Source organism: Pseudomonas sp. RT6P73 (genome assembly GCF_054897715.1).
Map to the genome: position 1 here is coordinate 1,319,087 of NZ_JBUBUV010000002.1, position 24,524 is coordinate 1,343,610.

Sequence of the window (24,524 nt, forward strand, 5' to 3'; positions counted from 1 at the left end):
CTCTGTGGAAATTCGAGCAATGAATACCTTGATCGAGGTCCGTGACCTCTCGAAAACCTTCACCCTGCATCAGCAGCACGGCGTGGTCCTGAACGTGCTGCAAGGGGTGGATTTCAGTGTGGCGGGCGGTGAATGCCTGGTGTTGCATGGCCAGTCCGGTGCCGGCAAAAGCACCTTGCTGCGCACCCTGTATGGCAATTACCTGCCGGCGGGCGGCAGCATCCGCGTGCAGCACGACGGTCACTGGCTGGAGCTGGTGGGCGCCGCGCCGCGGGACATTCTTCAGGTGCGCCAGCGGACGCTGGGTTACGTCAGTCAGTTCTTGCGGGTAATCCCGCGCGTGGCGTGCCTGGACGTGGTGATGGAGCCGGCCCTGGCCCGTGGCTGGTCAAAACACCTGGCGCAATCGCGCGCCGAGTTGTTGCTCAGCCGCTTGAACATTCCGCAACGTCTCTGGCAATTGGCCCCCGGCACCTTCTCCGGTGGTGAGCAGCAACGGGTCAACATCGCCCGCGGTTTCATGGTGGCGTGGCCGGTGATGTTGCTCGACGAACCGACGGCATCGCTGGATGACACCAATCGCCAAGTGGTGTTGGAACTGATGAACGAAGCGAAAGCGGCAGGCGCCGCGCTGATCGGCATCTTCCACGACCGCACCGCCCGCGAGGCGGTTGCCGATCGCCATCTCGACATGACCCCAGCCGCCGCAAACCACGAGGAATACGCCAATGTCCGCTGAACAGATCCTCAGCAATGCCCGCCTGGTCACCGCTGACCGCGTGTTCCTCGGCACCGTGATGCTGCGCGACGGCTTGATCGCCGACATCGCTGAAGGCCCGAGCCGCTTGCCTCAGGCCCAGGACCTCAACGGCGATTACCTGCTGCCGGGCCTGGTGGAGTTGCACACCGACAACCTGGAACGACACATGACCCCGCGCCCCGGCGTGGACTGGCCATCGCGTTCGGCGGTGCTCAGCCACGATGCGCAGATCATCGCCGCCGGTATCACCACGGTGTTCGACGCCGTGTCCATCGGTGACGTGAACCCCAAGGGCAATCGCATGCAGAAATTGCCGGCGATGCTCGAGGCGATTTCCAGCGCCTCCGACGCCGGGCTGACCCGCGCCGAACACCGCCTGCACTTGCGTTGCGAGCTGTGCCATCCGGACACGCTGAGTGTGTTCCGTGACCTGGTGGAGCATCCGCTGGTGCAACTGGTGTCGGTGATGGACCACTCGCCGGGCCAGCGTCAGTTTGTGCTGGAAGCCAAGTACCGTGAGTACTACATGGGCAAATACCACCTGACGACCACGCAGATGGATGAATTCATCGTTCTGCAGAAGGCTAACTCCCGCGAATACAGCACCCGTTATCGCGCGGCGATTGTCGAGCATTGCCTGGCCCTTGGTTTGTCGGTGGCCAGCCACGACGACGCGACCCTGGCCCATGTCGAAGAGTCCTCGCGCTACGGCATGACCATCGCCGAATTCCCGACCACGGTCGAGGCGGCGCGCGGCAGCCAGCACAACGGCATGAAGGTGCTGATGGGCGCGCCGAACATTGTGCGCGGCGGTTCCCACTCGGGTAACGTGGCCGCCGCCGACCTGGCGGCTGAAGGGCTGCTGGATATCCTGTCCAGCGACTACTATCCGGCCAGTCTGCTGCAAGCGGCGTTTGCGCTGGCGGCCCTCGAAAACCACTGCGATCTGCCTCAGGCGGTGCGCATGGTCACGCTGGCCCCGGCCAGAGCGGCGGGGCTGAGCGATCGCGGCGAAATTGCACCGGGTTTGCGCGCGGACCTGGTACAAGCGAGGAGCCAGGACGGATTGCCGGTGGTCCAACAAGTCTGGCGGCAAGCGAAGAGGGTGTTTTGATGGCGGGCAGGTTGATCTATCTCATCGGACCTTCAGGTTCGGGCAAGGACAGCCTGCTGGATGCCGCGCGAACGCGGTTGGCCGAACGCGGCTGTCGCATCGTGCGGCGAGTCATCACCCGCTCGGCGGAAGCCGTGGGGGAAGCGGCCCAAGGCGTGAGCCTTGATGAGTTCGCAACGCTGGAGGCTCAGGGCGGGTTTGCCCTGTGCTGGCGCGCCAATGGCCTGGCATACGGCATTCCCCGGGAAATCGACGATTGGCTGGCGGCGGGGCATGACGTGCTGGTCAACGGCTCGCGCGGTCATCTGGCGCAAACCCGCCAGCGCTATCCAAACGTGCTCGTGCTGTTGCTAACCGTCGATCAAGCCGCACTGCACCAGCGATTGCTGGCACGGGGGCGTGAGTCCGTCACCGAGATTGCCGGGCGGCTGGCACGCAATGCCCGTTTCAGCGAACGGGTGCTCGCCGAGCACGATCCGGCGTTGTCTGTGATCAACAACTCCGGGCCGCTGGAGCACACGGTCGAACATCTGCTGGCCTGCATCGACGGACACGCGGTATGCGCCTGACCTTACTGGGCACCGGCGACGCCCGACAGGTCCCTGTCTACGGCTGCGAGTGCGCGGCCTGCGACCTGGCTCGCAACGATGAACGCCGCCGGCGTCGCCCGTGCAGCGCGCTGATCGAATGCGGCGATCAGCGCTGGCTGATCGACAGCGGCTTGCCCGACCTGACCGAACGCTTCGCGCCCCGCAGCTTCAACGGCATTTTCCAGACCCACTACCACGCTGATCACGCCCAAGGGCTGCTGCATTTGCGCTGGGGCCAGGGCATGGTGATTCCGGTGCATGGACCGGTAGACCCGGAAGGCCTGGCCGACCTCTACAAACACCCCGGCATCCTCGATTTCAGCCAGCCATTCGGCCACTTTGAAACCCGCCAGTTCGGCACACTCAGCGTCACGGCGTTACCGCTGCAACATTCAAAACCGACCCTGGGTTACCTGTTCGAGGGAGAAGAGCGACGGATCGCTTACCTGACCGACACCGTAGGTCTGCCGTCCGCCACTACAGACCGGTTGCAACGTGAACCGCTGGACCTGCTGGTGCTCGACTGCTCAATGCCACCGCAACCGCAGGTGCCCCGTAATCACAACGACCTGAACCTTGCATTGCGTTGCATTGAAGACTTGCAACCGGCGTTAGCGGTGTTGACCCATGTCGGGCATACGCTGGATGCGTGGTTGCTTGAGCATGGCAGCGAGTTGCCGGGGAATGTCAGGGTTGGGTTTGATGGGTGTGAGCTCTAGAGGTTGGACGCTGTGCGGTCGGGAGCGAACGGCATTTAGAGAATGGCCTGATAGTGAGTCAACGCTTTGCTCGACTGAATCAGGCCTTGGCGCAGCAGAAGATCAAGATAAGTGCTGACATTCATTGGCGGCATCTTCAACTGCTGTCGTTGGCGCTGCGCCGCCGCGACCACTGCTGCAGGATCCAGGCCGAAGAGGTTACCGACGAACTCGTCAGGATGCTGAGCCTCGATACCGAAAGAGCCCAGCGCTGCACAGGGAAAGTCTTTTTGATTGAAAGTGACGATGACGCTGGCGTTACAACGAATGGCGACCGCCAGCACATGTCGATCATCAATGTCGGGCAGCGTTAATCCTTCAATCAGGTCTTCGTAACCCGTTACACATGCGTCGGGTAACGCCTGGTCCATCAGGTCGGACGTGCGATTCAGTTGTTCTGCGGTCAGGTCCGGGCGGTTTTTAAGCAGATTACGTTTCCACTCGTTGTGTATCTCTAAAGACCATTTCGCTCTGAAACGCCCTGAGAGCGCGAGCCACATCAGAAAATCCCTCAAGGGAGCGGGGTACAGCACACAGGCGTCATATACAGCGGTAAAAGAAGAATTCCTCACTCGTATCCTGTCCTTAACGCTTGTGCCTGCTCGGCGAGAAGCGTCATTGCTTGCTCGCTGGCGGTGTCGCGCCGGTTTTTATAGTCCATCAAATCGGCAAAACGCACACGTCGGTGCTTGCCGGTTTTGTGGTAGGACAAGTCGCCGGACTCCAGTAGTTTGATCAGGTGCGGGCGTGAGACGTTGAGTAGGTCCGCTGCTTCCTGGGTGGTGAGTTCAGCGTGAACCGGGACCACTTTGACGGCGTTGCCTGCGGCGAGCTCCGCCAGAATGTCGACAAGCAACCGCAGGGCCGAGGTAGGGAGTTCGACACGGTGAGCTTCGTTCTGCTCGTCGAAAATCTGGATGTGTTGAGTGTCGAATTGTGTGGCGAGGCAGGCCGCCAAAGCACGCTGCCCCTCGATGGCTGCTTGTACTTCGCGCTCCATAGGCAAGGTGATCGGCGGGTGGATGACAGGCGACATGGCGGTTTCCAGTATTCTGAATAATCGAAGCTGGCAGGCTATTCGAATTATTCGAAAATCGCAATAAACGAAATAATCGAAACGTCAGGCCTCTTTTGCCAGCATCCGCTGCACATATTCCACAAACGCCCGAGCCTTCGCGCTGGCCATTCTGCCCGAGGGAAATACCGCCCACAGGGCCTGGTTCGGCAACGTCCAGCCCTTCATCACTTCCCTGACCGCACCGCTGGACAACTCTGGCGCAAACATCCATTCCGATGCCAGGGTCAGCCCTTGATGGGCGAGTACAGCGGCACGCAGACCTTCGGCGGCGTTGACGCGGAGTCGGCCGCTGATGATGACTGACTGCTCATCTGTCCCGTTGCGAAACTGCCAGTTGGCACCACCGCCCAAGCTGTAGGCGACTGCCTGATGTTTACTCAGATCAGCCGGGCAGGTGGGCTCGCCGTGTTTTTCGAAATAGGCGGGCGTGCCCAGCACCACGCGCCGGCATTCGGCGATTTTGCGAGCGGTGAGGGCGGAGTCGCTCTGGGCGCCCAGGCGAAGGGCGATGTCGACGCCTTCTTCGACCAGATTGACGTTGCGGTCGTCGAGCATCAGGTCGATGTTCAGGTCCGGGTTTTGATCGAGAAACGGTCCGAGGTGCGGAACGATGTGCAGTCGGCCGAAGGTCACTGCGGCACAGATCCGCAGGTTTCCGGTAAGACCACTGGCGGCACCGCGCGCGGCATTGTCGGCCTCGTCAGCTTCTTCGATGGCGCGCTTGGCACGTTCGAAAAAGGCCAGCCCGGCTTCGGTGGGCGTCAGGCCACGAGTCGAGCGCAACAGCAGTCGAACCGCGAGACGCGCTTCCAGTTGCGCAATGGTTTTCGACACGGCGGGCTGGCCGATATTCAGGCGCCTCGCAGCGGCGGAAAACGAGCCGGTTTCCACCACGTAGACGAAGGTTTCCATTGCGCCGAGGCGGTCCATCTCAAGTCCTTGTGAAGATCAAACTGTAGGAGCGAGCCTGCTCGCGATGATGGCGGCACATCCAACATTAATGTGACTGACGGTCCGCCATCGCTAGCAGGCTAGCTCCCACAGGGGATGTGTGTTGTTGGTTAGAACGCGGCTTTGCCGATTGAAGAGCCGCCGTCGACAAACAATGTTTGCCCGGTGATAAACCCGCTCTGCTCGGACAGCAAAAACGCAATCGCCGCCGCGATCTCATTTGGCTGCCCCAAGCGCCCCATCGGCACACCCGCCAGATAACGCGCCTCACCTTCGCTGCCCGGCGGGTTGTTGGTGCGAAACAGCTCGGTTTCAGTCGGCCCTGGCGCCACGGCGTTTACGGTCACGCCGGTTTGCGCCAGTTCCAGCGCCCAGGAACGCGTGAAGCTGATCAGCGCCGCTTTGGCCGCCGCGTACGCCGTGCGTTGGGTGATCCCGAGGACGGTTAAACTGGAAATATTCACCACCCGACCCCAGCCCTTGGTGCGCATGTTCGGCAGCAATGCCTGAGTGGCCTGCAACGCCGAATGCAGGTTGACCCGCATCACGTCATCAAAGGAATCGAGGTCGATTTCGCCCAGCACTTGCGGACGAACCAGGCCGACGTTATTCACCAGTCCATCAAATTCGTAAGTCCTGGCCAGATCCGCCAGCACTTCCTGGGTCAGTGCCCTGTCGCTCAAATCCAGCGGAAACAGGATCCCGGGGAACGTCAGGTCAGGCGTCCGGGCAATCCCGACCACCCGATGCCCCGCGCGGTCCAGATGCTCGGCCACTGCCCGGCCGATGCCTTTGCTGGCACCGGTAATGAGAAAGGTACGTCGGGTCATTGCAAACTCCTTGAAAGAACATGCCGCCGAGGCAGGCGGCATGTGAACGGGGCAGCCGCGAATCGCATCCAGCATCGCTTCAGGCTCTGGACGCTGAGTGTAATCCGGGTTGGCCTCGGCGTAACGAATCAGGCCAGCCTGACGGATCCCAAAACGCGCCGGTATCGGCCAAGTGAGGATGCTTGAATCACACTCTGTAAAACAACCGAGCGTCGTAATGCGGATTTTTGTGCTTGAGTAAAGATAACTCTAGGGTTACTTTTGTTTGAGCCTGAGCAAGGAGGCTATTGGTGCAGAGCAGGCTATTGATCAAGGAGTTGGAGGACGCAGGATGGGTACTGGATCGGATTGCCGGCAGTCATCATATCTTCAAACACCGATACAACCCGTACACGATACCCGTCCCTCATCCGAAGAAGGATTTGCCGATCGGGACGGTCAAGAGCATCAGGAGGCGAGCCGGGCTGTACTGCCCGGGAGCCAGCAATGCAGGAGATCCATAATGCAATATCCAATCTGTATCGAGTGGGGAGACGAAAACACCGCTATCGGTATTCAGATCCCCGATATTCCGGGCGCTGTTACGGCCGGGGATACGTTTGAAGATGCTTACAACGCAGCGGTCGAGGTTGCTCACATCATGCTTCAAGAGATAGCAGCTGACGGAGAGTTGATTCCGATGCCCACTTCAGCAGCCACCCACCGTGCAAATCCGGACTTCGCCGACATGGGATGGGGAATGCTGGAGCTGGATATCTCGTCGTACATGGGCAAAACCGAGAAGGTCAACGTGACGCTGCCTGGCTATGTGATTCAGCGTATTGATCGTTATGTGCGCGAGCACAATGTCAAAAGTCGCTCTTCTTTTCTGGCCGATGCGGCGATGGAGAAGTTGGTCCGGTACTGAGTGTCAGTCACATAGCAATCGCAGGCGACCTCGGTCCTGTAGGAGCGTGGCTTGCCCGCGAAGCTTTTGACGCCTTATGCCGTCGCCAGCGAAGCCTTCGTCGAAACTCTCAAAAACTGCAACAACGCCAACAGCGCAAATGCACTGCCCACAATCACGATCCACAACCAGCCGCCATGCTCATACACCGCGCTGGCCACCGACGAACCAAAGGCGCCGCCGATGAAGATGCTGGTCATGTACAACGCATTCAAACGGCTGCGGCTTTTGGCGTCGAGGGCGTAGACCGCGCGTTGGCCGAGGACCATGTTCATCTGCACGCAGAAGTCGAGCACCACGCCAGTGACCGCGAGGCCGATGACGCTGTAGACCGGATGGATGAACGCCGGCAGGAAGCTGAGGCTGGCGAACAGCAGGGCCAGCAGCGAAGCGATGCGGGTGTGGCCAGCGTCGGCCAGTCGACCGGCAATCGGCGCGGCGATCGCACCGATGGCACCGACCAGGGCGAAGATCGCGATCTGGGTTTGCGACAGGCCATGATTACGCGCCAGTTCCAGCGGCACGGCGGTCCAGAACAGGCTGAACGTGGCGAACATGCAGCCCTGGTAAAACGCCCGCTGACGCAACACCGGTTGTTGGCGCAACAGCGTCCACAGAGAACCGAGCAACTGGCCATAAGTAGCGCTGTGGTCGGGCTGGCGCTTGGGAATCGTCAGCGCCAGCACCAGGCTGATTGCTGCCATCAACACCGCAGCGATCACAAACATCGCGCGCCAGCCGAAGTGGTCAGCCACGACACTGGACACCGGCCGCGCCAACAGAATCCCCAGCAGCAAACCGCCCATGATCCCGCCGACCACCCGACCGCGTGACTCTTCCGGCGCGAGGTGCGCGGCCAGTGGAATCAGGATCTGCACCGACACCGAACTAAAACCCACCAGCAACGAGATCAGCAAAAACACATTCGGCTGATCGGTGAACGCCGCGCCCAACAGGCTGGCAATCGCCACCACCGTGGTGATGATCATCAGCCGGCGGTTTTCCAGCAGATCACCCAGCGGCACCAGGAAAAACAGACCCAACGCGTAACCGATCTGGGTCAGCGAAACGATCAGGCTGGCCATGGTGCTGGTCAGGCCGATGTCCGGGGCGATCAGGCCGATGATCGGCTGGGCGTAGTAGATGTTGGCCACAATGGCGCCACAGCAGAAGGCGAACAGCATCACCATGCCTTTGGTCATTGTCGCGGCACCGTGAGGCACCTGAGTCGCTGGGTTCATAACATGTCTCGCTGAACAGAAGGGAATGCGCGCAGGCTAAAGAGGTATCGAATTCGGCAGAAGTGGGATTGGAGTGATAGCAATCATTCCTTTGCGGAATGAGTGACGGACCTGAGTGATGTCCATCGACGAACCTTGCGTCAAAATATTGAGCTCCGATGATACATTCACTTACATCCTGTTCGATAGCGTGCTTATGTTCTCTCTTCACGTTTCCTTACCGGAAGGCACTTCCATGAATGCGATGTTTCGTCACCTTATTCGCGGCGCGTCAGTTGTAACCCTGGTTGGCTTGTTCACGGCAGGTATCGCCCAAGCCGCCGATGCGCCGGGCATGCGCATCGGCGTGCGCGGTGAGATCACCGGCGTCAGTCCCGACGTATTGAAAGTCCACGTCAACACCGGCGAAAACGTGGTGATTAAGCTGACCAACGACACCAAGGTCCGCGCCGTTACCCTGGCCAATATCGAAGACATCAAACCGGGCAGCTATATCGGCTCGGCGGCCATTCCACAAGACGACGGCACCTTGAAGGCACTGGAAGTCCACGTCTTTCCACCGGAGCTGGCGGGCAGCGGTGACGGGCATCGGCCGTTTGATCTGGTCAAGGGCAGCAGCATGACCAATGGCAGCGTGGGCGATCTGGTGGTCAGCAACGGCCGGGTGTTGACCGTCAACTACAAGGGCGGGCAGCAGAAGATTCTGGTGCCGGAGGATGTGCCGATCGTGAACCTGATGCCGGGGGATCGCAGCTTGCTGAAGGTGGGCGTGAAGATCGTGACGTTTGTTACCCAAGGGGCGGACGGGACGCTGACGGCGCAATCGATCTCGGCGGGCAAGGATGGCGTCACCCCACCGATGTAATGGCCTGTCCAAAACCTGTGGGAGCGGGCTTGCCCGCGATGGCGATTTATCAATCACATCAATGTTGGATGTGCCGCCGTCATCGCGGGCAAGCCCGCTCCCACAGGATTAATGTCGTATGAGGAATCTGTGATCGCAGAAAACCCACAAAAAAGGCGACCTCTGCAGGTCGCCTTTTTCATTCAGCTCAGGAATTACTGACCGGTGTAAATCTGATCAAAAACCCCACCATCATTGAAGTGGGTCTTCTGCACCGTCCGCCAGTCGCCAAAGGTCTTCTCCACCGACAGAAAATCCACTTTCGGGAAACGATCGGTGTACTTGGCCAGCACCGCCGGATCACGTGGACGCAGGTAGTTGGCCGCTGCAATTTCCTGACCTTCCGGTGACCACAGGTACTTCAGGTATTCCTCGGCCGCCGCGCGGGTGCCTTTCTTGTCGACGGTTTTGTCGACCACCGATACCGGCGGCTCGGCTTCAGCGGAGACGCTTGGGTAGATCACTTCAAACTGATCGCGACCAAACTCACGGGCAATCATTTCCGCTTCGTTTTCGAAGGTCACCAGCACGTCACCGAGCTGGTTGGTCATGAACGTGGTGGTGGCTGCACGGCCCCCGGTATCCAGCACCGGCGCTTGCTTGAATAGCTTGCCGACGAAGTCTTTGGCCTTGTTCTCGTCACCGCCGTTTTTCAGCACATAACCCCAGGCGGACAGGTAGGTGTAGCGACCGTTACCCGAGGTCTTCGGGTTCGGCACGATCACTTGTACGCCGTCCTTGAGCAGGTCTGGCCAGTCTTTCAGGGCTTTCGGGTTGCCTTTGCGCACGATGAACACAGTGGCCGAGGTGAACGGCGCGCTGTTGTTCGGCAGGCGGGTGACCCAGTTGTCCGGGACCAGTTTGCCGTTGTCTGCCAGGGCATTGATGTCGGTGGCCATGTTCATGGTGATAACGTCAGCCGGCAGGCCATCGATCACCGAACGCGCCTGTTTGCTGGAGCCGCCAAAGGACATCTGCAGGGTGATGTTTTCGTTGTGTTCGGCTTGCCAGTGTTTCTGGAACGCAGTGTTGTAGTCCTTGTAGAAATCTCGCATCACGTCGTAGGAAACGTTGAGCAGGGTCGGTGCGGCCTGGGCCACGCTGGTCAGTGCCAGGCCAGCGGCCAGAAGTGAGGCGCCAAAGAGTTTTTTCACTGCGCAGTCCTTGTTCGAAAGTTTTTATATAAAAAGTGAGGCAATTTGCCAGGGACTATAGCCGGGCTTGCATAGGCCTTTAAAGATTAAAAAGCACTTTGCTTATTCCAGTTTCTTAAACAATGCATTGCCGCAACGGGAGCAGAACGCCGCCCCATGTTCATGGCTGTTTTTCTTGCACACCGGGCAGTCGTGTTGCAGCTGTTCACCGCGCATGGCATTGGCCAGTTCGGCGGTGAAAATTCCGGTGGGCACGGCGATGATCGAGTAACCGGTGATCATCACCAGCGACGAAACCACCTGGCCCAGCGGCGTCTTGGGCACGATGTCGCCGAAGCCCACCGTGGTCAACGTGACGATCGCCCAGTAGATGCCTTTGGGAATGCTGGTGAAGCCGTGTTCCGGGCCTTCGATCACGTACATCAGCGTGCCGAACACCGTCACCAGCGTGCAGACGCTGACCAGAAACACCACGATCTTCTGCTTGCTGCCGCGCAGCGCCGACATCAAATAGTTGGCTTGCTTGAGGTACGGGCTGAGCTTGAGCACGCGGAAAATCCGCAGCATCCGAATGATCCGGATAATCAGCAGGTACTGCGCATCGGCGTAATACAGCGCCAGGATGCCGGGCACGATCGCCAGCAAATCCACCAGCCCATAAAAGCTGAACGCATAGCGCAACGGCTTGGGCGAGCAGTACAGACGCAAGCCATATTCGATGGCGAAGATGATGGTGAAACCCCACTCGATGTACGCCAGCACGTCGGCGTAGTTCTTGTGGACCGTGTCGATGCTGTCGAGCATCACGATCACGATGCTGGCGAGGATGATCAACAGCAAGATGCCGTCGAAGCGCCGCCCGGCCTTGGTGTCGCTCTGGAAAACCATGACGTAAAGCTCTTCACGCCAGTTTTTGCTGCTGTCCATGGATACCGCCTGAACCAATGATCAGCGAAGCCTAGGTTGATTCTCCTCCAGAGTGCAAGGCGTACGGGCGACAGGGGTCTTGCCGAGCATTTGAACAACCGTGCGAATAAGCCAGCAGGAGAGGATGAACGGCGCCGTCAGCGTTGGCAGACCGATGGCGGCAAACACCGGGGTCAGCAGCAGCGCTGATGCAATACCGATGAGCGGCAGCCACGGCAGCCAGGGCTGCTGGCGCTGCGAACTGAAGGCGAGGGCGGCGAGTACAGCGTTATAGCCACCGAGGCCGATCAACGCGGTATAGAAGTCGTGATGCAGCAGGCTCCAGCCCATGCCCGCGACAGACGCCAACAACGCCCAGCAGAATGCACGGCGATCAGCGATCAGTAAACCTGCGGCAATCATCGCGCCGGCCAACGGGTGACCGAGGAACATCACCTGGCCGAGGCCTTTCAGGGGGGCGGCGAGCATGTTCAGCGTAGTGATTTCGATCAAGTGCGCATTGGTCGAGGGCGTGGCGAAGCACAGCAGCAACCAGCCCAGCCCCACGAAGGGCGCGGTATAGGCCGGCAGGTACTGGCTGACCCGGACGCGTTTGAGCCACTGTTGAGTGAGCATCGCACTCAGTCCACCCGCAGCGATGATCAGCGGCGGCAACAGCGCGGACCAGGGGAAATAGAGGCTCAGCAGCAGACCAAGCAAAACACCGTTGTAACTGAACAGCCCGGCCTGACGATCGGCCTTGGCATAACCGCGTCGTTGCGCGGTGAGCAGCCCGGCGACACCGCCCAGCAGCGCACCGCCGAGCAGGGTGGGCGCGGTGAAAAGAATCGCCAACAGGCACAGCAGACCGCACAGCGGATGGCGCTGGAGGAAGATCTGGCTGAAGCCGTTGAGCAGGGCAGTCGCCCAATCGGGGCAGTGGGTGTTGAAGTGGTTGGCAGGCATTTTAGTTCAATGTGTCAGGAAGACCGTGTCATCGTTCTTCGCGGGCAAGCCTCGCTCCTACAGGGATACTCTGTCCCTGTAGGAGCGAGGCTTGCCCGCGAAGAGGCCGGAATGGGCGCTCTAGATCAATGTCTCGATACGCAACGAGTTAGTCGACCCCGGCTGCCCAAACGGCACACCCGCCGTGATCAATAAAGTATCCCCGCGCTGCGCCATCCCTTGCGCCTGCGCAATTTCCAGCGCTGTCGAGCACACTTCATCCACCTGCCGCAGCCGGTCATTGACCACCGAATGCACGCCCCACGCCACGGTCAAGCGGCGCGCGGTCTGCAGGTTTGGCGTCAGGTTCAGGATCGGCACTGTCGGCCGTTCCCGCGCCGCACGCAGACTCGACGTCCCCGACTCGCTGTAATTGACCAGCACCGCCACCGGCAGCACATTGCTGATGCGGCGGATCGCGCAACTGATCGCATCAGAAACAGTCGCCTCAGCCTTCGGCCGGCTCACGTCCAGTTGCGCCTGATAATCCGGACCGTTTTCCACCTGGCGAATGATCTTGCTCATCATCTGCACGGCTTCCAGCGGGTACTCGCCGGACGCGGTTTCCGCCGACAGCATCACCGCATCGGCCCCTTCGGCCACGGCATTGGCTACATCAGTGACTTCGGCGCGGGTCGGAGCAGGGGAGAAGCGCATCGATTCGAGCATCTGCGTGGCCACCACCACCGGTTTGCCGAGTTCGCGGCAGAGGCTGATGATGTTTTTCTGGATCTGCGGCACGCTTTCGGCCGGCACTTCCACGCCGAGGTCACCGCGAGCGACCATGATCGCGTCGCTCAATTCGGCGATTTCCCGCAGCTGAGTCACCGCCGATGGCTTCTCGATCTTGGCCATCAAAAACGCTTTGTCGCCGATCAGTTCGCGGGCTTCGCGGATGTCTTCCGGACGCTGCACGAACGACAGCGCGACCCAGTCCACACCCAGCTCCAGACCAAAACTCAAGTCACGACGATCCTTGGCGGTCAGCGGGCTCAACTCCAGCACCGCTTGCGGCACGTTCACACCTTTGCGATCCGAGAGCTCACCGCCGTTAAGCACAGTGGTGTCGATCGCGTCGGCGTACTTGGTGACCACGCGAAGGCGCAGCTTGCCGTCGTCCAGCAGCAGGTCCATGCCGGGTTCCAGCGCGGCGATGATTTCCGGGTGAGGCAGATTGACCCGGCGCTGATCACCCGGCGTCGGGTCGAGGTCCAGGCGCAAGGCCTGGCCGCGATGCAGTTGCACTTTGCCTTCGGCGAACTTGCCGACCCGAAGTTTCGGGCCTTGCAGGTCCATCAGAATGCCCAGCGGGTAATTCAGCTGGCGCTCGACTTCACGAATCCACTGATAACGCTGAGCGTGGTCGGCGTGATCGCCGTGGCTGAAGTTCAGGCGAAAAATGTTGACCCCGGCCTGCACCAGCTCACGGATGTCGTCGATCCCGTCGGTGGCAGGGCCGAGGGTGGCGAGGATTTTAACCTTCTTGTCAGGCGTCATTTTTTGGGCTCTCGAGGATCAGGATGGCGCGGAAGTCGTTGACGTTGGTGCGGGTCGGCTCGGTGACGATCAGTGCGTCCAGCGCCTCGAAATAACCGTAGCCATTGTTGTTGTCCAACTCGTCGCTGGCGCTCAAACCGAGGGCGGCGGCGCGGGCGTAGCTGTCCGGGGTCATGATGGCGCCGGCGTTGTCTTCGGAGCCGTCGATGCCGTCGGTGTCACCGGCCAGGGCGTAGACGCCGGGCAGGCCTTTGAGGCTGTCGGTGAGGCTGAGCAGGAATTCGGCGTTGCGTCCGCCACGGCCATTGCCGCGTACGGTAACGGTGGTTTCGCCGCCCGAGAGGATCACGCAAGGCGCTGCCAGCGGCTGACCGTGGAGCACGACCTGTCGGGCGATACCGGCATGAACTTTGGCCACTTCGCGGGATTCGCCTTCCAGGTCACCGAGGATAAGCGGGCTGAAACCGGCCTGACGGGCTTTCACCGCGGCCGCTTCAAGCGATTGCTGGGGACGGGCGATCAACTGGAAATAGCTGCGCGCCAGGCTCGAATCGCCGGGTTTGACCGTCTCCGATTCCGGGCTCTGCAGCCAGTTGCGCACCGAGGCCGGAACGTCGATGCCGTAGCGTTTGAGAATCGCCAGGGCTTCGGCCGAAGTGCTCGGGTCGGCCACGGTGGGGCCGGAGGCGATGACCGTGGCGAGGTCGCCCGGCACATCGGAAATCGCATAGGTGTAAACAGTGGCCGGCCAGCAGGCCTTGCCGAGGCGGCCGCCCTTGATCGCCGAGAGGTGTTTGCGCACGCAATTCATTTCGCCGATGGTGGCGCCGGATTTGAGCAGCGCTTTGTTGATCGATTGCTTGTCGGCCAGGGTGATGCCGGCCGCCGGCAATGCCAGCAGCGCAGAACCGCCGCCCGAGAGCAGGAAGATCACGCGGTCGTCTTCAGTCAGGTTGCTGACCAGTTCAAATACACGCTTGGCGACGGCTTGACCGGCCGCGTCAGGCACCGGGTGAGCGGCTTCGACGACTTCGATTTTTTCGCAGGGGGCGCCGTGACCGTAACGCGTCACCACCAGCCCGGACACTTCACCCTGCCAGCAACGCTCGACAACCTGAGCCATGGCGGCTGCGGCTTTGCCGGCGCCAATGACGATCACCCGACCGCTGCGATCTTTGGGCAAATGGGCTTCGAGGACTTGCTGCGGATGGGCCGCGTCGATGGCTGTGGCAAACAGCTCGCGCAGGAATTGTTGCGGATTGACCGACATGGCGGGCTCCCGGATTTCTTGTTATTGGGGATATCGGGCCTTGCATCGCCCTCTGTAGGAGCGAGGCTTGCCCGCGAAGCTTTTGGCGCATTCAAGGACGCCTTCGCGGGCAAGCCTCGCTCCTACAGAGGGCGGGTGCGGTTGTTATTTATCGCGAATCGAGAAATTCGCCATGTGTTCCAGGCCTTTGATCAGCGCCGAGTGGTCCCAGTTGCTGCCACCGATGGCCGCGCAGGTGCTGAACACTTGCTGGGTATTGGCGGTGTTCGGCAGGTTGATGCCCAACTCGCGCGCGCCGGCCAGAGCCAGGTTGAGGTCCTTCTGGTGCAGGCTGATGCGGAAACCTGGGTCGAAGGTGCCTTTGATCATGCGCTCGCCGTGCACTTCGAGGATCTTCGACGAGGCGAAACCGCCCATCAGCGCTTCACGCACCTTGGCTGGATCGGCACCGTTTTTTGAAGCGAACAGCAGGGCTTCGGCCACGGCCTGGATGTTCAGCGCGACGATGATCTGGTTCGCCACTTTCGCGGTTTGACCGTCGCCGTTGCCGCCGACCAGGGTGATGTTCTTGCCCATCGCCTGGAACAGCGGCAGTGCGCGTTCGAAGGCGTCGGCGTCGCCACCGACCATGATGCTCAGGCTCGCAGCCTTGGCCCCGACTTCGCCGCCAGACACTGGCGCGTCGAGGTACTGCGCGCCTTTTTCGTTGACCTTGGCCGCGAAGGCTTTGGTGGCGGTCGGCGAGATCGAGCTCATGTCGATGACGATTTTGCCTTTGCCCACGCCGGCCGCAACGCCGTCGGCGCGGAACAGCACGTCGTCGACCTGTGGGGTATCCGGCACCATGATGATGATGACTTCTGCTTCCTGGGCGACTTCTTTCGGGTTCGCCAGCGCGACGGCGCCACCGGCGATCAGATCGGCAGGCGCGGCGTCGTGGTGCGCCGACAGGAACAAGCTGTGACCGGCTTTCTGCAGGTTCAACGCCATTGGGTGGCCCATGATGCCGGTGCCAATAAATCCGATTTTAGCCATGAGAAATTCCTCTTGTTTTTATTGCTCTGTTCGCAAAATTCGTGGGTGTCAGCGAGGACGCCTTCGCGGGCAAGCCTCGCTCCTACGGGTATGTGTCGGTCGCCCAATTGCGTATCAACCTGATCCTGTAGGAGCGAGGCTTGCCCGCGAAGAACGATGACGCGGTGTCAGATCAGATCGCGTTATGGGTTTTCAGCCAGCCCAAACCCGCTTCAGTGGTGGTCAGCGGCTTGTATTCGCAACCCACCCAACCCTGATAACCAATGCGGTCGAGGTGTTCGAACAGGAAGCGGTAGTTGATTTCACCGGTGCCTGGTTCGTTGCGCCCTGGGTTGTCCGCCAGCTGCACGTGGTTGATCTCGCCCAGGTGCGATTGCAGAGTGCGGGCCAGGTCGCCCTCCATGATTTGCATGTGGTAGATGTCGTATTGCAGGAACAGGTTGGCGCTGCCGACCTGCTCACGAATCGACAGGGCTTGCGCCGTGTTGTTCAGGTAGAAACCCGGGATGTCGCGGGTGTTGATCGCTTCCATCACCAGCTTGATGCCCGCCGCTTGCAGCTTGTCGGCGGCGTACTTGAGGTTGGCGACGAAGGTTTTTTCCACGGTGGCATCGTCGACGCCTTGTGGACGGATACCCGCCAGGCAATTGACCTGGGTGTTGCCCAGCACTTGCGCGTAAGCGATCGCCAGATCGACACCGGCGCGGAATTCTTCGACACGGTCCGGCAGACAAGCGATACCGCGTTCGCCCTTGGCCCAGTCACCGGCCGGCAGGTTGAACAGCACTTGGGTCAGACCGTTGGCATCGAGCTTGGCCTTGATCTCGGCGGAGCTGAAGTCGTAAGGGAACAGGTATTCGACACCACTGAAGCCGGCCTTGGCGGCCGCTTCGAAACGGGCAAGAAAATCCTGCTCAGTGAACAGCATGGACAGGTTGGCTGCGAAACGCGGCATGGTGGTCTCCCGTAAAAATAGGTCCTGTAGCAGCTGCCGAGGAACGAGGCTGCGTTGCGTGTCCGAAGGACCGCCGTCGGGGGCCGCTTCGCAGCCCAACGCAGCCTCGTGCCTCGGCAGCTGCTACAGGTTTCAGGTCATCTTAATCAAGCAACGAAATCGCCGTTGGCGCATCGTTGCCGACCAGCGCCAGGTCTTCGAATTCGTTGACGGCGTTGATCTCGGTGCCCATGGAAATGTTGGTGACGCGCTCCAGAATAATCTCGACGATCACCGGCACCTTGAACTCTTCGATCAGCTCTTGGGCTTTGCGCAGGGCGGGCTGGATCTGACCCGGTTCGAACACACGCAGCGCCTTGCAGCCGAGGCCTTCGGCGACCGCGACGTGGTCGACACCGTAACCGTTGAGTTCCGGAGCGTTGAGGTTATCGAAGGACAGCTGCACGCAGTAGTCCATGTCGAAACCGCGCTGAGCCTGACGGATCAGCCCCAGGTACGAGTTGTTTACCACAACGTGGATGTACGGCAGCTTGAACTGCGCGCCCACCGCCAACTCTTCGATCATGAACTGGAAATCATAGTCGCCCGACAGCGCCACGACCTTGCGGGTCGGATCGGCCTTGACCACGCCCAGCGCCGCCGGAATGGTCCAGCCCAACGGGCCGGCCTGGCCGCAGTTGATCCAGTGACGCGGCTTGTAGACGTGCAGGAACTGCGCGCCGGCAATCTGCGACAGACCGATGGTGCTGACGTAGCAGGTGTCTTTGCCGAACACCTGGTTCATCTCTTCGTAAACCCGTTGCGGCTTGACCGGCACGTTATCGAAGTGAGTCTTGCGCTGCAGGCTGGCTTTACGCTGCTGGCAGTCTTGCAGCCAGGCGCTACGGTTTTTCAGCTTGCCGGCGGCTTGCCATTCGCGAGCGACTTCGATGAACACGGTCAGCGCGGCAGCGGCGTCGGAGACGATGCCCAGGTCCGGGTTGAATACGCGGCCGATTTGCGTCGGCTCGATGTCGACGTGAATGAACTTGCGGCCTTCGGTGTACACGTCGATCGAACCGGTGTGACGGTTGGCCCAACGGTTACCGACGCCCAAGACCACGTCGGACTTCAGCAGGGTGGCGTTGCCGTAACGGTGCGACGTCTGCAAGCCAACCATGCCGACCATCAGCGGGTGATCGTCCGGAATCGTGCCCCAACCCATCAGGGTCGGAATAACCGGAATGCCGGTCAGCTCGGCGAACTCCACCAGCAACTCGCTGGCGTCGGCATTGATGATGCCGCCACCGGCAACCAGCAATGGGCGCTCGGCCTGATCGAGCATGGCCAGGGCCTTCTCGATTTGCACGCGGTTAGCGGTCGGCTTGGCCAGCGGCAGTGGCTCGTAGGCGTCGATGTCGAATTCGATCTCGGCCATCTGCACGTCGAACGGCAGGTCGATCAGCACCGGGCCTGGACGGCCGGAGCGCATTTCATAGAAGGCTTTCTGGAACGCGTACGGCACCTGGCCCGGCTCCATGACAGTGGTTGCCCACTTGGTCACTGGCTTGACGATGGTGGTGATGTCGACGGCCTGGAAGTCTTCCTTGTGCATACGGGCGCGGGGGGCTTGCCCGGTGATGCACAGAATCGGGATCGAATCGGCCGAGGCGCTGTAGAGCCCGGTGACCATGTCGGTACCGGCCGGGCCGGAAGTGCCGATGCACACGCCGATGTTGCCGGCCTTGGTGCGGGTGTAGCCCTCGGCCATGTGCGAGGCACCTTCAACGTGGCGCGCGAGGACGTGATCGATGCCACCGACCTTCTGCAAGGCGTTGTACAGCGGGTTGATCGCGGCGCCCGGGATGCCAAAAGCGGTATCAACCCCTTCACGGCGCATCACCAGAACGGCGGCTTCGATTGCTCTCATTTTGCTCATTGTTTTGTGCCTCTTACGTTTTGTAATTGTATACAAGTGGCTTTGCGCAGAGTGTATTCACGGCGGACGGCGCAGGTCAATCCATTTTCTCAAGCGACTGTTTCATTCGTCGGAAGCCCGTGCCGCTGTGGCTTTTCGTCGCATGTGGCGCTTTTCGAGAATTATTGTATACAAAAAAATAACTCATTGTGTTCTATTTGTTGCATCGGACTGCGGCACAAGCGCGCGGCACAAACACGCAGTCCACTGGCTTTCCCTATAACAAAATGAGGACGGCACCATGAGCGCTTTAACCTTGAAAGTTGCAGTCAACCTGATCAATCAGGCCATTTGCGCAGGGCGTGCAATCTCCGCGGCTCCATTGACCATCGCGGTCCTGGATGCCGGCGGGCACTTGATTTCCCTGCAACGCGAAGACGGCGCCAGCCTGCTGCGCCCGCAGGTCGCCATCGGCAAAGCCTGGGGCGCCATCGCCCTCGGCAAGGGTTCACGCCTGCTGGCACTGGACGCCCAACAACGCCCGGCCTTTTTTGCTGCGTTAAACAGCCTGGGGCAGGGCAGCGTCGTGCCGGCACCGGGTGGTGTGTTGATTCGGGATCAGGACGGGAACGTGCTGGGGGCGGTAGGGATCAGCGGGGATCTGTCGGATGTAGACGAGCAGTGTGCGATCAGTGCGATTGAGGCGGTGGGGTTGCGGGCGGATGCTGGGGTGAGTGCTTGATCTTGTATCGACTGATCCATTGCTATCGCGGGCAAGCCCGCTCCCACATGATTTGCGAGTGCACACAAAATCTGTGCACTTCAGCGATCCTTGTGGGAGCGGGCTTGCCCGCGATGACTATTTATCAGACACATCCAGCTAAAAGTCTGTCCCGCTCTCTGGCAGTCACATGTCTAGGCTTCTCATGAATTCATGATGAGAGAGGCAAAGGAATGCCTGATTTACCTGCTTCACATCGCCTGCGGATGGGGCGCTACGCCGAACCCAATCGAATCTATTTGTTGACCACCAATACACTTGACCGCAAGCCTGTTTTTGCTGATTTCGCTTTGGGTAGATTGGTTGTTCATCAGTTTCGCCGAGCACAAAACCTGGGGATGGTGAACTCACTGGCATGGGTTGTGATGCCTGATCACTTCCACTGGCTGGTCGAATTGGAGAAATGTTCGCTCAGCAATCTGATGCGTCAAACCAAGTCATTGAGTACTCGCGAGGTGAATCTTTCCAGCAGCAGGAGTGGACCACTTTGGCAGCAGGGCTATCACGACAGAGCATTGAGGCGGGAAGAGGATTTGGTGAAGCTGGCTCGGTATGTTGTCGCTAACCCATTGCGGGCAGGGCTCGTTGAACGTCTGGGCGACTATCCGCTGTGGGATGCTATTTGGCTTTGATCAAGCTCCGAGTTGCCGCCATCACGGGCAAGCCCGCTCCCACAGTGTTTGTGGGTGGACACAAAATTTGTGAACACCCTGGATCCTTGTGGGAGCGGGCTTGCCCGCGATTGGGTCCACTCGGTCTAGCGATCCGGCTCACACCCCTTCAGCACCAACCGAATAATCGTCTGCGCCGCCGCTTCATAATCCTCTTCATCCAGCTTGGCCTTGCCAGTGATGGCAGTGATCTGCCAGTCAAAGTCGGCATACGTCTGGGTCGCGGCCCAAATGCTGAACATCAGGTGGTTAGGATCAATCGGGGCGATTTGCCCGCGGTCGATCCAGGTCTGGATGCAGTCGATGTTGTGCCTGGCCTGGCCGTTGAGCTGTTCGACCAGGTCGGCGCTCAGGTGCGGGGCGCCGTGCATGATTTCGCTGGCGAACACCTTGGAGGCGAAGGGCAGGTCGCGGGAGATGCGGATTTTCGAGCGGATGTAGCCGCTCAGCACTTCGCTGGGCACACCGTCGGCGTTGAACGGCGTCGAGGCCTGCAGGATGGGTTCGATGATGCTTTCCAGGACCTCGCGGTAGAGGTTTTCCTTGGATTTGAAATAGTAATAGACGTTGGGCTTGGGCAGTCCCGCCTTGGCTGCGATGTCACTGGTTTTGGTCGCAGCGAAGCCCTTGTCCGCAAATTCTTCACTGGCGGCACGCAGGATCAATTCTTTGTTGCGCTCGCGGATAGTGCTCATAAACCAGGGGGTTCCTTGCCTGTTCTGGCGGTTGCGCATGGTAGCACCGGGCTCGCGCGGCGCTCAAGAATGCCCCGTGTGGCGCTCGGTCGCGCTATGCTGCGCGGCATTCATACCAGAAGGACACCTGATTCATGGCAGGAAGCAGTTTGCTGTTGCTGATTGACGACATTGCCGCGGTTCTCGACGATGTGGCGTTGATGACCAAAATGGCCGCGAAGAAGACCGCCGGCGTGCTCGGCGACGATCTCGCGCTCAACGCCCAGCAGGTCAGCGGCGTACGTGCCGAGCGGGAAATCCCGGTCGTATGGGCGGTGGCCAAGGGCTCGTTTCTCAACAAACTGATCCTGGTGCCGTCAGCCCTGGCCATCAGCGCATTCATTCCCTGGCTAGTCACGCCGTTGTTGATGATCGGCGGCGCGTATCTGTGCTTCGAAGGTTTCGAGAAACTCGCCCACAAATTCCTGCACAGCAAGGCTGAAGACCAGGCCGAGCATGCTGAACTGGTCGAGGCGGTGGCCGATCCGGCGGTTGATCTGGTGGCGTTCGAGCAGGACAAGATCAAGGGCGCCATCCGCACTGACTTCATTCTGTCGGCGGAAATCATCGCCATCACCCTCGGCACCGTGGCAGGTGCGTCGTTGACTCAGCAAGTCATCGTGTTGTCAGGCATCGCCATCGTCATGACCGTCGGTGTCTATGGCCTGGTGGCGGGCATCGTCAAACTCGATGATCTCGGCCTGTGGCTGACCCAGAAGCCCGGGCAGATGGCCAAAAGCATCGGCGGCGGGATTCTGCGTGCGGCGCCGTACATGATGAAAAGCCTGTCGGTGATTGGTACGGCGGCGATGTTTCTGGTGGGCGGCGGGATTCTGACCCATGGCGTGCCGGTGGTTCATCACTGGATTGAAAGCGTTAGCGCAGGGGCGGGCGGTGCCGGGTTTATCGTGCCGACGTTGCTGAATGCGGTGGCGGGGATTGTGGCGGGTGCGGTGGTGTTGGCCGGCGTCATGGTAGCAAGCAAAATCTGGAAAACCCTCAGAGGTTGATCGTTCCCACGCTCTGCGTGGGAATGCCTCAATTGGACGCTCTGCGTCCGCTTCCAGATGTGACGCAGAGCGTCACGGGCTGCATTCCCACGCAGAGCGTGGAAACGATCAGGCCATTCGATCTGCATCGAATGGCCTTTTTTGTGGCCGATGAATTACTCGGCGATCTGCAACTTGCGCGACTCGGTATAAACGTAACGCACTTTCTCGTACTCGAACGGCGAGTTCAGCTGGCCGTAGCGGAAGCTGTTCTGGTAGCGCTTGTCGACGCCGCGCAGGGCCCAGACCTCAGGATGGTTGGAGCTGACTTCGGAGACGTTCAGGAAGTTGATCGCCGATTCGGCGCTGAAGTCCACCACCAGGCCGCCGGTGTCGCGGATGTTCGACGGGCCGAGGATCGGCAACACGAAGTAGGCGCCGCCCGGTACACCGTAGAAGCCGAGAGTCTGACCGAAGTCTTCGGCCTGACGTGGCAGGCCCATGGCGGTGGCCGGGTCCCACAGGCCGGCGATGCCGACGGTGGTGTTGAGCAGCAGGCGCGCGGTGGTTTCCATCGAACGCTTGCCTTTGAACTGCAGCAGGCTGTTCATCAGGTTTGGCACATCGCCGATGTTATTGAAGAAGTTGCTGACGCCGGTGCGCAGGAAACTCGGGGTGATGTAGCGATAACCGTCGACCACCGGCAGGAACACCCATTGGTCGAAGCGATAGTTGAAGTGATAAACCCGGCGGTTCCACTCTTCCAGCGGGTCGTAGACGTTCAGCGCATTGAGCGTCGAGCGTTCGAACTCGCGCTGATCCAGCCCCGGGTTGAACTTGAGTTTAGTCAGCGGCTCTTTGAAGCCGTCAGTGTCGACCACAACCGGTGCGTTGGCCTTGCTGTTGTCGGCATTGGCGACGCCTGCACAGAGTAACGCAGCGATAAGCAGGAGGTATTTAGCCACGGAAAAACTCCAGCATGGCGTCGCTGTTGACGCGGTAGTTAAGGTTGCCGCAATGGCCGCCCAGTGGATAAACGGTCAAACGGTCGCCGAAGGTCTTGCGCAGGAAGCCGAGGTCACCCGGGCCGAGGATCACGTCGTCGGCGTTGTGCATGACAGCGATTTTCGGGCTGTCATGCAGGTAATCCTTCAAGGCGTACAGGCTGGCCTGATCGATCAGTTGCAGCAGGCTCCCGCCATCGGTTCGTGCACGCCACATCGGGATCACTTGTTCGGTGATGTAGCAGTCGAAATCGCACTGCAGCGCACGCTTGAGGTACGGCGTGAGGCTGGTGCCTTCGGTGATCGGGGTTTTCGGCGGGGTGATCAGGCCACGACGGTTGATCAGGTCCGAGGTGAAAGCAATGTCGGCCGCCGAGAAGCGGAACGAGGTGCCGATCAGCATGGCCATCTGTTCGTTGGTCAGGTGCTGCTTGGACTGCTGGAAGTCGTAGAGCAGGGCATCGTTGAGGTCGATGTAGCCTTTTTGCTGGAAGTAGCGGGTCAGTTTGTTCAGCACCAGTTCGTAGAAAGTGGTGCTGTTGTTGATGCCCTTGACCTCGGTCTGGACCAGCTTGTCCAGGTTGGTGATCGAGGTGTAGAGGTTGACCGGCGGGTTGAGCAGCAAGACTTTCTTGAAGTTGAAGCTGCGGCGGGTTTCGTCCAGGTGTGCGACGAATGCTGCGTCCAGCGCACCCAGGCTGTAGCCGGTCAGGTAGTAATCGGTGACGGCGACTTTCGGGTTTTGCGCCCGCACGGCCTGCATCACCCGGTACATGTCTTCGGCGTCTTCCTTGGTGATACCGGGGGTGGCAAAGCGTGAGGCCGCGCTCATAAAGTCGAAACTGGTGGGCGACGACAATTGCACCACGTGATAGCCGGCCTTGTAGTAGAGCTTTTTCAGGTATTCGTTGAGGCTGCTGTCATAACGCGCACCGGTACCGGCGATCAGGAAGATCAGCGGGGCCGCCTTGTCTTGCGTGGCGATGCGGTAAGTCAGCTTTTTGACCGGCCAGAAGTTGTCCGGCAGTTCAAATGCACGCTCCGGGCGCAGAGTCACGCTGCGTGTCTGCTGATCGATGTCGTCGTCCAGCGGCAACTCCGGACGCAGGTCTGGCGGAGTCGTGGCGATGGTCGCCTCGAACGGGTTGGTCAAGGGGTAGCCATAACTGGCGGCGTCGATATCGACCGCCAGTGCGGACGCACTCAAAATAAGGCCGCCAAACAGGGCGGCGAAGCGCAAGGAACGGAGCATGACTAGATCCCTTAGAGGAAGGTGCCGAATGAAGTTCGCAGGCTATGACCACGGGGTTTGCGCCAAAGTGCCATGCTGCGGCACCAATCAGGCTAATTTCGGATCAATAGTAGCTGGACGATACACTTTGCAGCTATTTCGTGACCAATTATCTGCTACGCGCGTTTGCTTACCGCTGTCGGGCGATTAAGCTGGCCGCCGT

26 protein-coding genes are annotated in these 24,524 nt (G+C 60.1%); 10 read left to right on the top strand and 16 right to left on the bottom strand.

What is annotated here, in order from left to right:
- Positions 1-19 precede the first annotated feature (19 nt).
- The 4 genes from phnL to phnP are packed head-to-tail and all read left to right on the top strand — an operon-like array spanning position 20 to position 3,183.
- On the top strand, positions 20-739 hold the full coding sequence (phnL, locus tag ACYZT6_RS06515) for a phosphonate C-P lyase system protein PhnL (protein ID WP_462026200.1): 720 nt from the start codon (positions 20-22) through the stop codon (positions 737-739).
- Positions 729-1,874, top strand: a complete 1,146-nt coding sequence (locus ACYZT6_RS06520) for an alpha-D-ribose 1-methylphosphonate 5-triphosphate diphosphatase (RefSeq protein WP_462026201.1) — start codon at positions 729-731, stop codon at positions 1,872-1,874. Before phnL ends, ACYZT6_RS06520 begins: the two co-directional genes overlap by 11 nt.
- Positions 1,874-2,443, top strand: coding sequence for a phosphonate metabolism protein/1,5-bisphosphokinase (PRPP-forming) PhnN (gene phnN / locus ACYZT6_RS06525; protein WP_462026202.1), 570 nt, complete (start codon positions 1,874-1,876; stop codon positions 2,441-2,443). Before ACYZT6_RS06520 ends, phnN begins: the two co-directional genes overlap by 1 nt.
- Positions 2,434-3,183, top strand: a complete 750-nt coding sequence (phnP, locus tag ACYZT6_RS06530) for a phosphonate metabolism protein PhnP (RefSeq protein ID WP_462026203.1) — start codon at positions 2,434-2,436, stop codon at positions 3,181-3,183. Before phnN ends, phnP begins: the two co-directional genes overlap by 10 nt.
- A 35-nt stretch (positions 3,184-3,218) precedes the next feature.
- Here the strand turns inward: phnP and ACYZT6_RS06535 are convergent, their stop codons facing one another.
- The 4 genes from ACYZT6_RS06535 to ACYZT6_RS06550 all read right to left on the bottom strand — a co-directional run bounded on the left by ACYZT6_RS06535 (position 3,219) and on the right by ACYZT6_RS06550 (position 6,081).
- Complete coding sequence (locus tag ACYZT6_RS06535; RefSeq protein WP_462026204.1) at positions 3,219-3,794, bottom strand: PIN domain-containing protein; 576 nt, start codon at positions 3,792-3,794, stop codon at positions 3,219-3,221.
- Complete coding sequence (locus tag ACYZT6_RS06540) at positions 3,791-4,258, bottom strand: helix-turn-helix domain-containing protein (RefSeq protein ID WP_462026205.1); 468 nt, start codon at positions 4,256-4,258, stop codon at positions 3,791-3,793. The genes ACYZT6_RS06535 and ACYZT6_RS06540 overlap by 4 nt, the downstream gene beginning before the upstream one ends.
- 84 nt (positions 4,259-4,342) lie before the next feature.
- Positions 4,343-5,230: a LysR family transcriptional regulator gene (locus ACYZT6_RS06545; protein WP_462026206.1), complete on the bottom strand. Its 888-nt coding sequence runs from the start codon at positions 5,228-5,230 to the stop codon at positions 4,343-4,345.
- A 131-nt stretch (positions 5,231-5,361) separates the two neighbouring features.
- Positions 5,362-6,081, bottom strand: coding sequence for an SDR family oxidoreductase (locus ACYZT6_RS06550; protein ID WP_462026207.1), 720 nt, complete (start codon positions 6,079-6,081; stop codon positions 5,362-5,364).
- 290 nt (positions 6,082-6,371) lie between these two features.
- Between ACYZT6_RS06550 and ACYZT6_RS06555 the strand changes: the two genes are divergently transcribed.
- Together ACYZT6_RS06555 and ACYZT6_RS06560 are read left to right on the top strand one after the other, a co-directional pair.
- Complete coding sequence (locus tag ACYZT6_RS06555; protein WP_461957827.1) at positions 6,372-6,584, top strand: type II toxin-antitoxin system HicA family toxin; 213 nt, start codon at positions 6,372-6,374, stop codon at positions 6,582-6,584.
- A complete protein-coding gene (locus ACYZT6_RS06560) occupies positions 6,584-6,988 on the top strand; it encodes a type II toxin-antitoxin system HicB family antitoxin (protein WP_461957828.1) in 405 nt (134 codons plus the stop codon). The genes ACYZT6_RS06555 and ACYZT6_RS06560 overlap by 1 nt, the downstream gene beginning before the upstream one ends.
- A gap of 74 nt (positions 6,989-7,062) precedes the next feature.
- On the opposite strand, the gene ACYZT6_RS06565 is transcribed toward ACYZT6_RS06560, so the two are convergent.
- Positions 7,063-8,268 carry an MFS transporter gene (locus ACYZT6_RS06565; protein WP_462026208.1) on the bottom strand — a complete coding sequence of 402 codons (1,206 nt, stop codon included), beginning with the start codon at positions 8,266-8,268 and terminating at the stop codon, positions 7,063-7,065.
- Positions 8,269-8,503: 235 nt separating this feature from the next.
- Here ACYZT6_RS06565 and ACYZT6_RS06570 point away from each other — a divergent pair, with 235 nt between their 5' ends.
- Positions 8,504-9,133, top strand: coding sequence for a hypothetical protein (locus ACYZT6_RS06570; protein ID WP_462026209.1), 630 nt, complete (start codon positions 8,504-8,506; stop codon positions 9,131-9,133).
- A gap of 194 nt (positions 9,134-9,327) precedes the next feature.
- Here the strand turns inward: ACYZT6_RS06570 and ACYZT6_RS06575 are convergent, their stop codons facing one another.
- The 8 genes from ACYZT6_RS06575 to gcl form a co-directional block, all read right to left on the bottom strand.
- Complete coding sequence (locus ACYZT6_RS06575; RefSeq protein ID WP_462026210.1) at positions 9,328-10,326, bottom strand: sulfate ABC transporter substrate-binding protein; 999 nt, start codon at positions 10,324-10,326, stop codon at positions 9,328-9,330.
- Positions 10,327-10,428: 102 nt separating this feature from the next.
- Positions 10,429-11,253, bottom strand: a complete 825-nt coding sequence (locus ACYZT6_RS06580; protein WP_462026211.1) for an ion transporter — start codon at positions 11,251-11,253, stop codon at positions 10,429-10,431.
- A gap of 21 nt (positions 11,254-11,274) precedes the next feature.
- A complete protein-coding gene (locus tag ACYZT6_RS06585) occupies positions 11,275-12,198 on the bottom strand; it encodes an urea transporter (RefSeq protein WP_462026212.1) in 924 nt (307 codons plus the stop codon).
- Between the two features lie 120 nt (positions 12,199-12,318).
- Entirely contained in the window at positions 12,319-13,734 is a 1,416-nt protein-coding gene (gene pyk, locus ACYZT6_RS06590) for a pyruvate kinase (protein ID WP_010456886.1), read from the bottom strand.
- A complete protein-coding gene (locus ACYZT6_RS06595) occupies positions 13,724-15,004 on the bottom strand; it encodes a glycerate kinase type-2 family protein (RefSeq protein WP_462026213.1) in 1,281 nt (426 codons plus the stop codon). The genes pyk and ACYZT6_RS06595 overlap by 11 nt, the downstream gene beginning before the upstream one ends.
- A gap of 144 nt (positions 15,005-15,148) precedes the next feature.
- Positions 15,149-16,039, bottom strand: coding sequence for a 2-hydroxy-3-oxopropionate reductase (locus ACYZT6_RS06600; protein WP_462026214.1), 891 nt, complete (start codon positions 16,037-16,039; stop codon positions 15,149-15,151).
- Between the two features lie 172 nt (positions 16,040-16,211).
- Entirely contained in the window at positions 16,212-16,994 is a 783-nt protein-coding gene (hyi, locus tag ACYZT6_RS06605; RefSeq protein ID WP_008026777.1) for a hydroxypyruvate isomerase, read from the bottom strand.
- A gap of 142 nt (positions 16,995-17,136) precedes the next feature.
- A complete protein-coding gene (gene gcl, locus ACYZT6_RS06610) occupies positions 17,137-18,912 on the bottom strand; it encodes a glyoxylate carboligase (protein ID WP_462026215.1) in 1,776 nt (591 codons plus the stop codon).
- 280 nt (positions 18,913-19,192) lie between these two features.
- Between gcl and ACYZT6_RS06615 the strand changes: the two genes are divergently transcribed.
- Positions 19,193-19,633: a GlcG/HbpS family heme-binding protein gene (locus tag ACYZT6_RS06615; RefSeq protein ID WP_462026216.1), complete on the top strand. Its 441-nt coding sequence runs from the start codon at positions 19,193-19,195 to the stop codon at positions 19,631-19,633.
- Positions 19,634-19,845: 212 nt separating this feature from the next.
- Positions 19,846-20,304, top strand: coding sequence for an REP-associated tyrosine transposase (locus ACYZT6_RS06620; protein WP_462026217.1), 459 nt, complete (start codon positions 19,846-19,848; stop codon positions 20,302-20,304).
- Between the two features lie 125 nt (positions 20,305-20,429).
- On the opposite strand, the gene ACYZT6_RS06625 is transcribed toward ACYZT6_RS06620, so the two are convergent.
- Positions 20,430-21,038: a TetR/AcrR family transcriptional regulator gene (locus ACYZT6_RS06625; protein WP_438662594.1), complete on the bottom strand. Its 609-nt coding sequence runs from the start codon at positions 21,036-21,038 to the stop codon at positions 20,430-20,432.
- Between the two features lie 134 nt (positions 21,039-21,172).
- On the opposite strand from ACYZT6_RS06625, the gene ACYZT6_RS06630 reads away from it, so the two are divergent.
- On the top strand, positions 21,173-22,087 hold the full coding sequence (locus tag ACYZT6_RS06630) for a DUF808 domain-containing protein (RefSeq protein WP_462026218.1): 915 nt from the start codon (positions 21,173-21,175) through the stop codon (positions 22,085-22,087).
- Positions 22,088-22,242: 155 nt separating this feature from the next.
- Here ACYZT6_RS06630 and ACYZT6_RS06635 read toward each other — a convergent pair whose 3' ends face one another.
- Entirely contained in the window at positions 22,243-23,031 is a 789-nt protein-coding gene (locus ACYZT6_RS06635) for an MlaA family lipoprotein (protein ID WP_462026219.1), read from the bottom strand.
- On the bottom strand, positions 23,024-24,322 hold the full coding sequence (locus ACYZT6_RS06640; RefSeq protein ID WP_462026220.1) for a serine/threonine protein kinase: 1,299 nt from the start codon (positions 24,320-24,322) through the stop codon (positions 23,024-23,026). Before ACYZT6_RS06640 ends, ACYZT6_RS06635 begins: the two co-directional genes overlap by 8 nt.
- Positions 24,323-24,524: the final 202 nt, after the last annotated feature.

What these genes read in the sequence shown, in the direction of transcription:
- ACYZT6_RS06620 (WP_462026217.1), top strand. Translation starts at nt 19,846, where the DNA reads ATGCCTGATTTACCTGCTTCACATCGCCTGCGGATGGGGCGCTACGCC.
- ACYZT6_RS06540 (WP_462026205.1), bottom strand. Translation starts at nt 4,258, where the DNA reads ATGTCGCCTGTCATCCACCCGCCGATCACCTTGCCTATGGAGCGCGAA.
- ACYZT6_RS06615 (WP_462026216.1), top strand. Translation starts at nt 19,193, where the DNA reads ATGAGCGCTTTAACCTTGAAAGTTGCAGTCAACCTGATCAATCAGGCC.
- ACYZT6_RS06545 (WP_462026206.1), bottom strand. Translation starts at nt 5,230, where the DNA reads ATGGACCGCCTCGGCGCAATGGAAACCTTCGTCTACGTGGTGGAAACC.
- gcl (WP_462026215.1), bottom strand. Translation starts at nt 18,912, where the DNA reads ATGAGCAAAATGAGAGCAATCGAAGCCGCCGTTCTGGTGATGCGCCGT.
- ACYZT6_RS06570 (WP_462026209.1), top strand. Translation starts at nt 8,504, where the DNA reads ATGAATGCGATGTTTCGTCACCTTATTCGCGGCGCGTCAGTTGTAACC.
- pyk (WP_010456886.1), bottom strand. Translation starts at nt 13,734, where the DNA reads ATGACGCCTGACAAGAAGGTTAAAATCCTCGCCACCCTCGGCCCTGCC.
- ACYZT6_RS06565 (WP_462026208.1), bottom strand. Translation starts at nt 8,268, where the DNA reads ATGAACCCAGCGACTCAGGTGCCTCACGGTGCCGCGACAATGACCAAA.
- phnN (WP_462026202.1), top strand. Translation starts at nt 1,874, where the DNA reads ATGGCGGGCAGGTTGATCTATCTCATCGGACCTTCAGGTTCGGGCAAG.
- ACYZT6_RS06520 (WP_462026201.1), top strand. Translation starts at nt 729, where the DNA reads ATGTCCGCTGAACAGATCCTCAGCAATGCCCGCCTGGTCACCGCTGAC.
- ACYZT6_RS06640 (WP_462026220.1), bottom strand. Translation starts at nt 24,322, where the DNA reads ATGCTCCGTTCCTTGCGCTTCGCCGCCCTGTTTGGCGGCCTTATTTTG.
- ACYZT6_RS06560 (WP_461957828.1), top strand. Translation starts at nt 6,584, where the DNA reads ATGCAATATCCAATCTGTATCGAGTGGGGAGACGAAAACACCGCTATC.
- ACYZT6_RS06550 (WP_462026207.1), bottom strand. Translation starts at nt 6,081, where the DNA reads ATGACCCGACGTACCTTTCTCATTACCGGTGCCAGCAAAGGCATCGGC.
- ACYZT6_RS06600 (WP_462026214.1), bottom strand. Translation starts at nt 16,039, where the DNA reads ATGGCTAAAATCGGATTTATTGGCACCGGCATCATGGGCCACCCAATG.
- ACYZT6_RS06630 (WP_462026218.1), top strand. Translation starts at nt 21,173, where the DNA reads ATGGCAGGAAGCAGTTTGCTGTTGCTGATTGACGACATTGCCGCGGTT.
- phnP (WP_462026203.1), top strand. Translation starts at nt 2,434, where the DNA reads ATGCGCCTGACCTTACTGGGCACCGGCGACGCCCGACAGGTCCCTGTC.
- hyi (WP_008026777.1), bottom strand. Translation starts at nt 16,994, where the DNA reads ATGCCGCGTTTCGCAGCCAACCTGTCCATGCTGTTCACTGAGCAGGAT.
- ACYZT6_RS06625 (WP_438662594.1), bottom strand. Translation starts at nt 21,038, where the DNA reads ATGAGCACTATCCGCGAGCGCAACAAAGAATTGATCCTGCGTGCCGCC.
- phnL (WP_462026200.1), top strand. Translation starts at nt 20, where the DNA reads ATGAATACCTTGATCGAGGTCCGTGACCTCTCGAAAACCTTCACCCTG.
- ACYZT6_RS06595 (WP_462026213.1), bottom strand. Translation starts at nt 15,004, where the DNA reads ATGTCGGTCAATCCGCAACAATTCCTGCGCGAGCTGTTTGCCACAGCC.
- ACYZT6_RS06580 (WP_462026211.1), bottom strand. Translation starts at nt 11,253, where the DNA reads ATGGACAGCAGCAAAAACTGGCGTGAAGAGCTTTACGTCATGGTTTTC.
- ACYZT6_RS06585 (WP_462026212.1), bottom strand. Translation starts at nt 12,198, where the DNA reads ATGCCTGCCAACCACTTCAACACCCACTGCCCCGATTGGGCGACTGCC.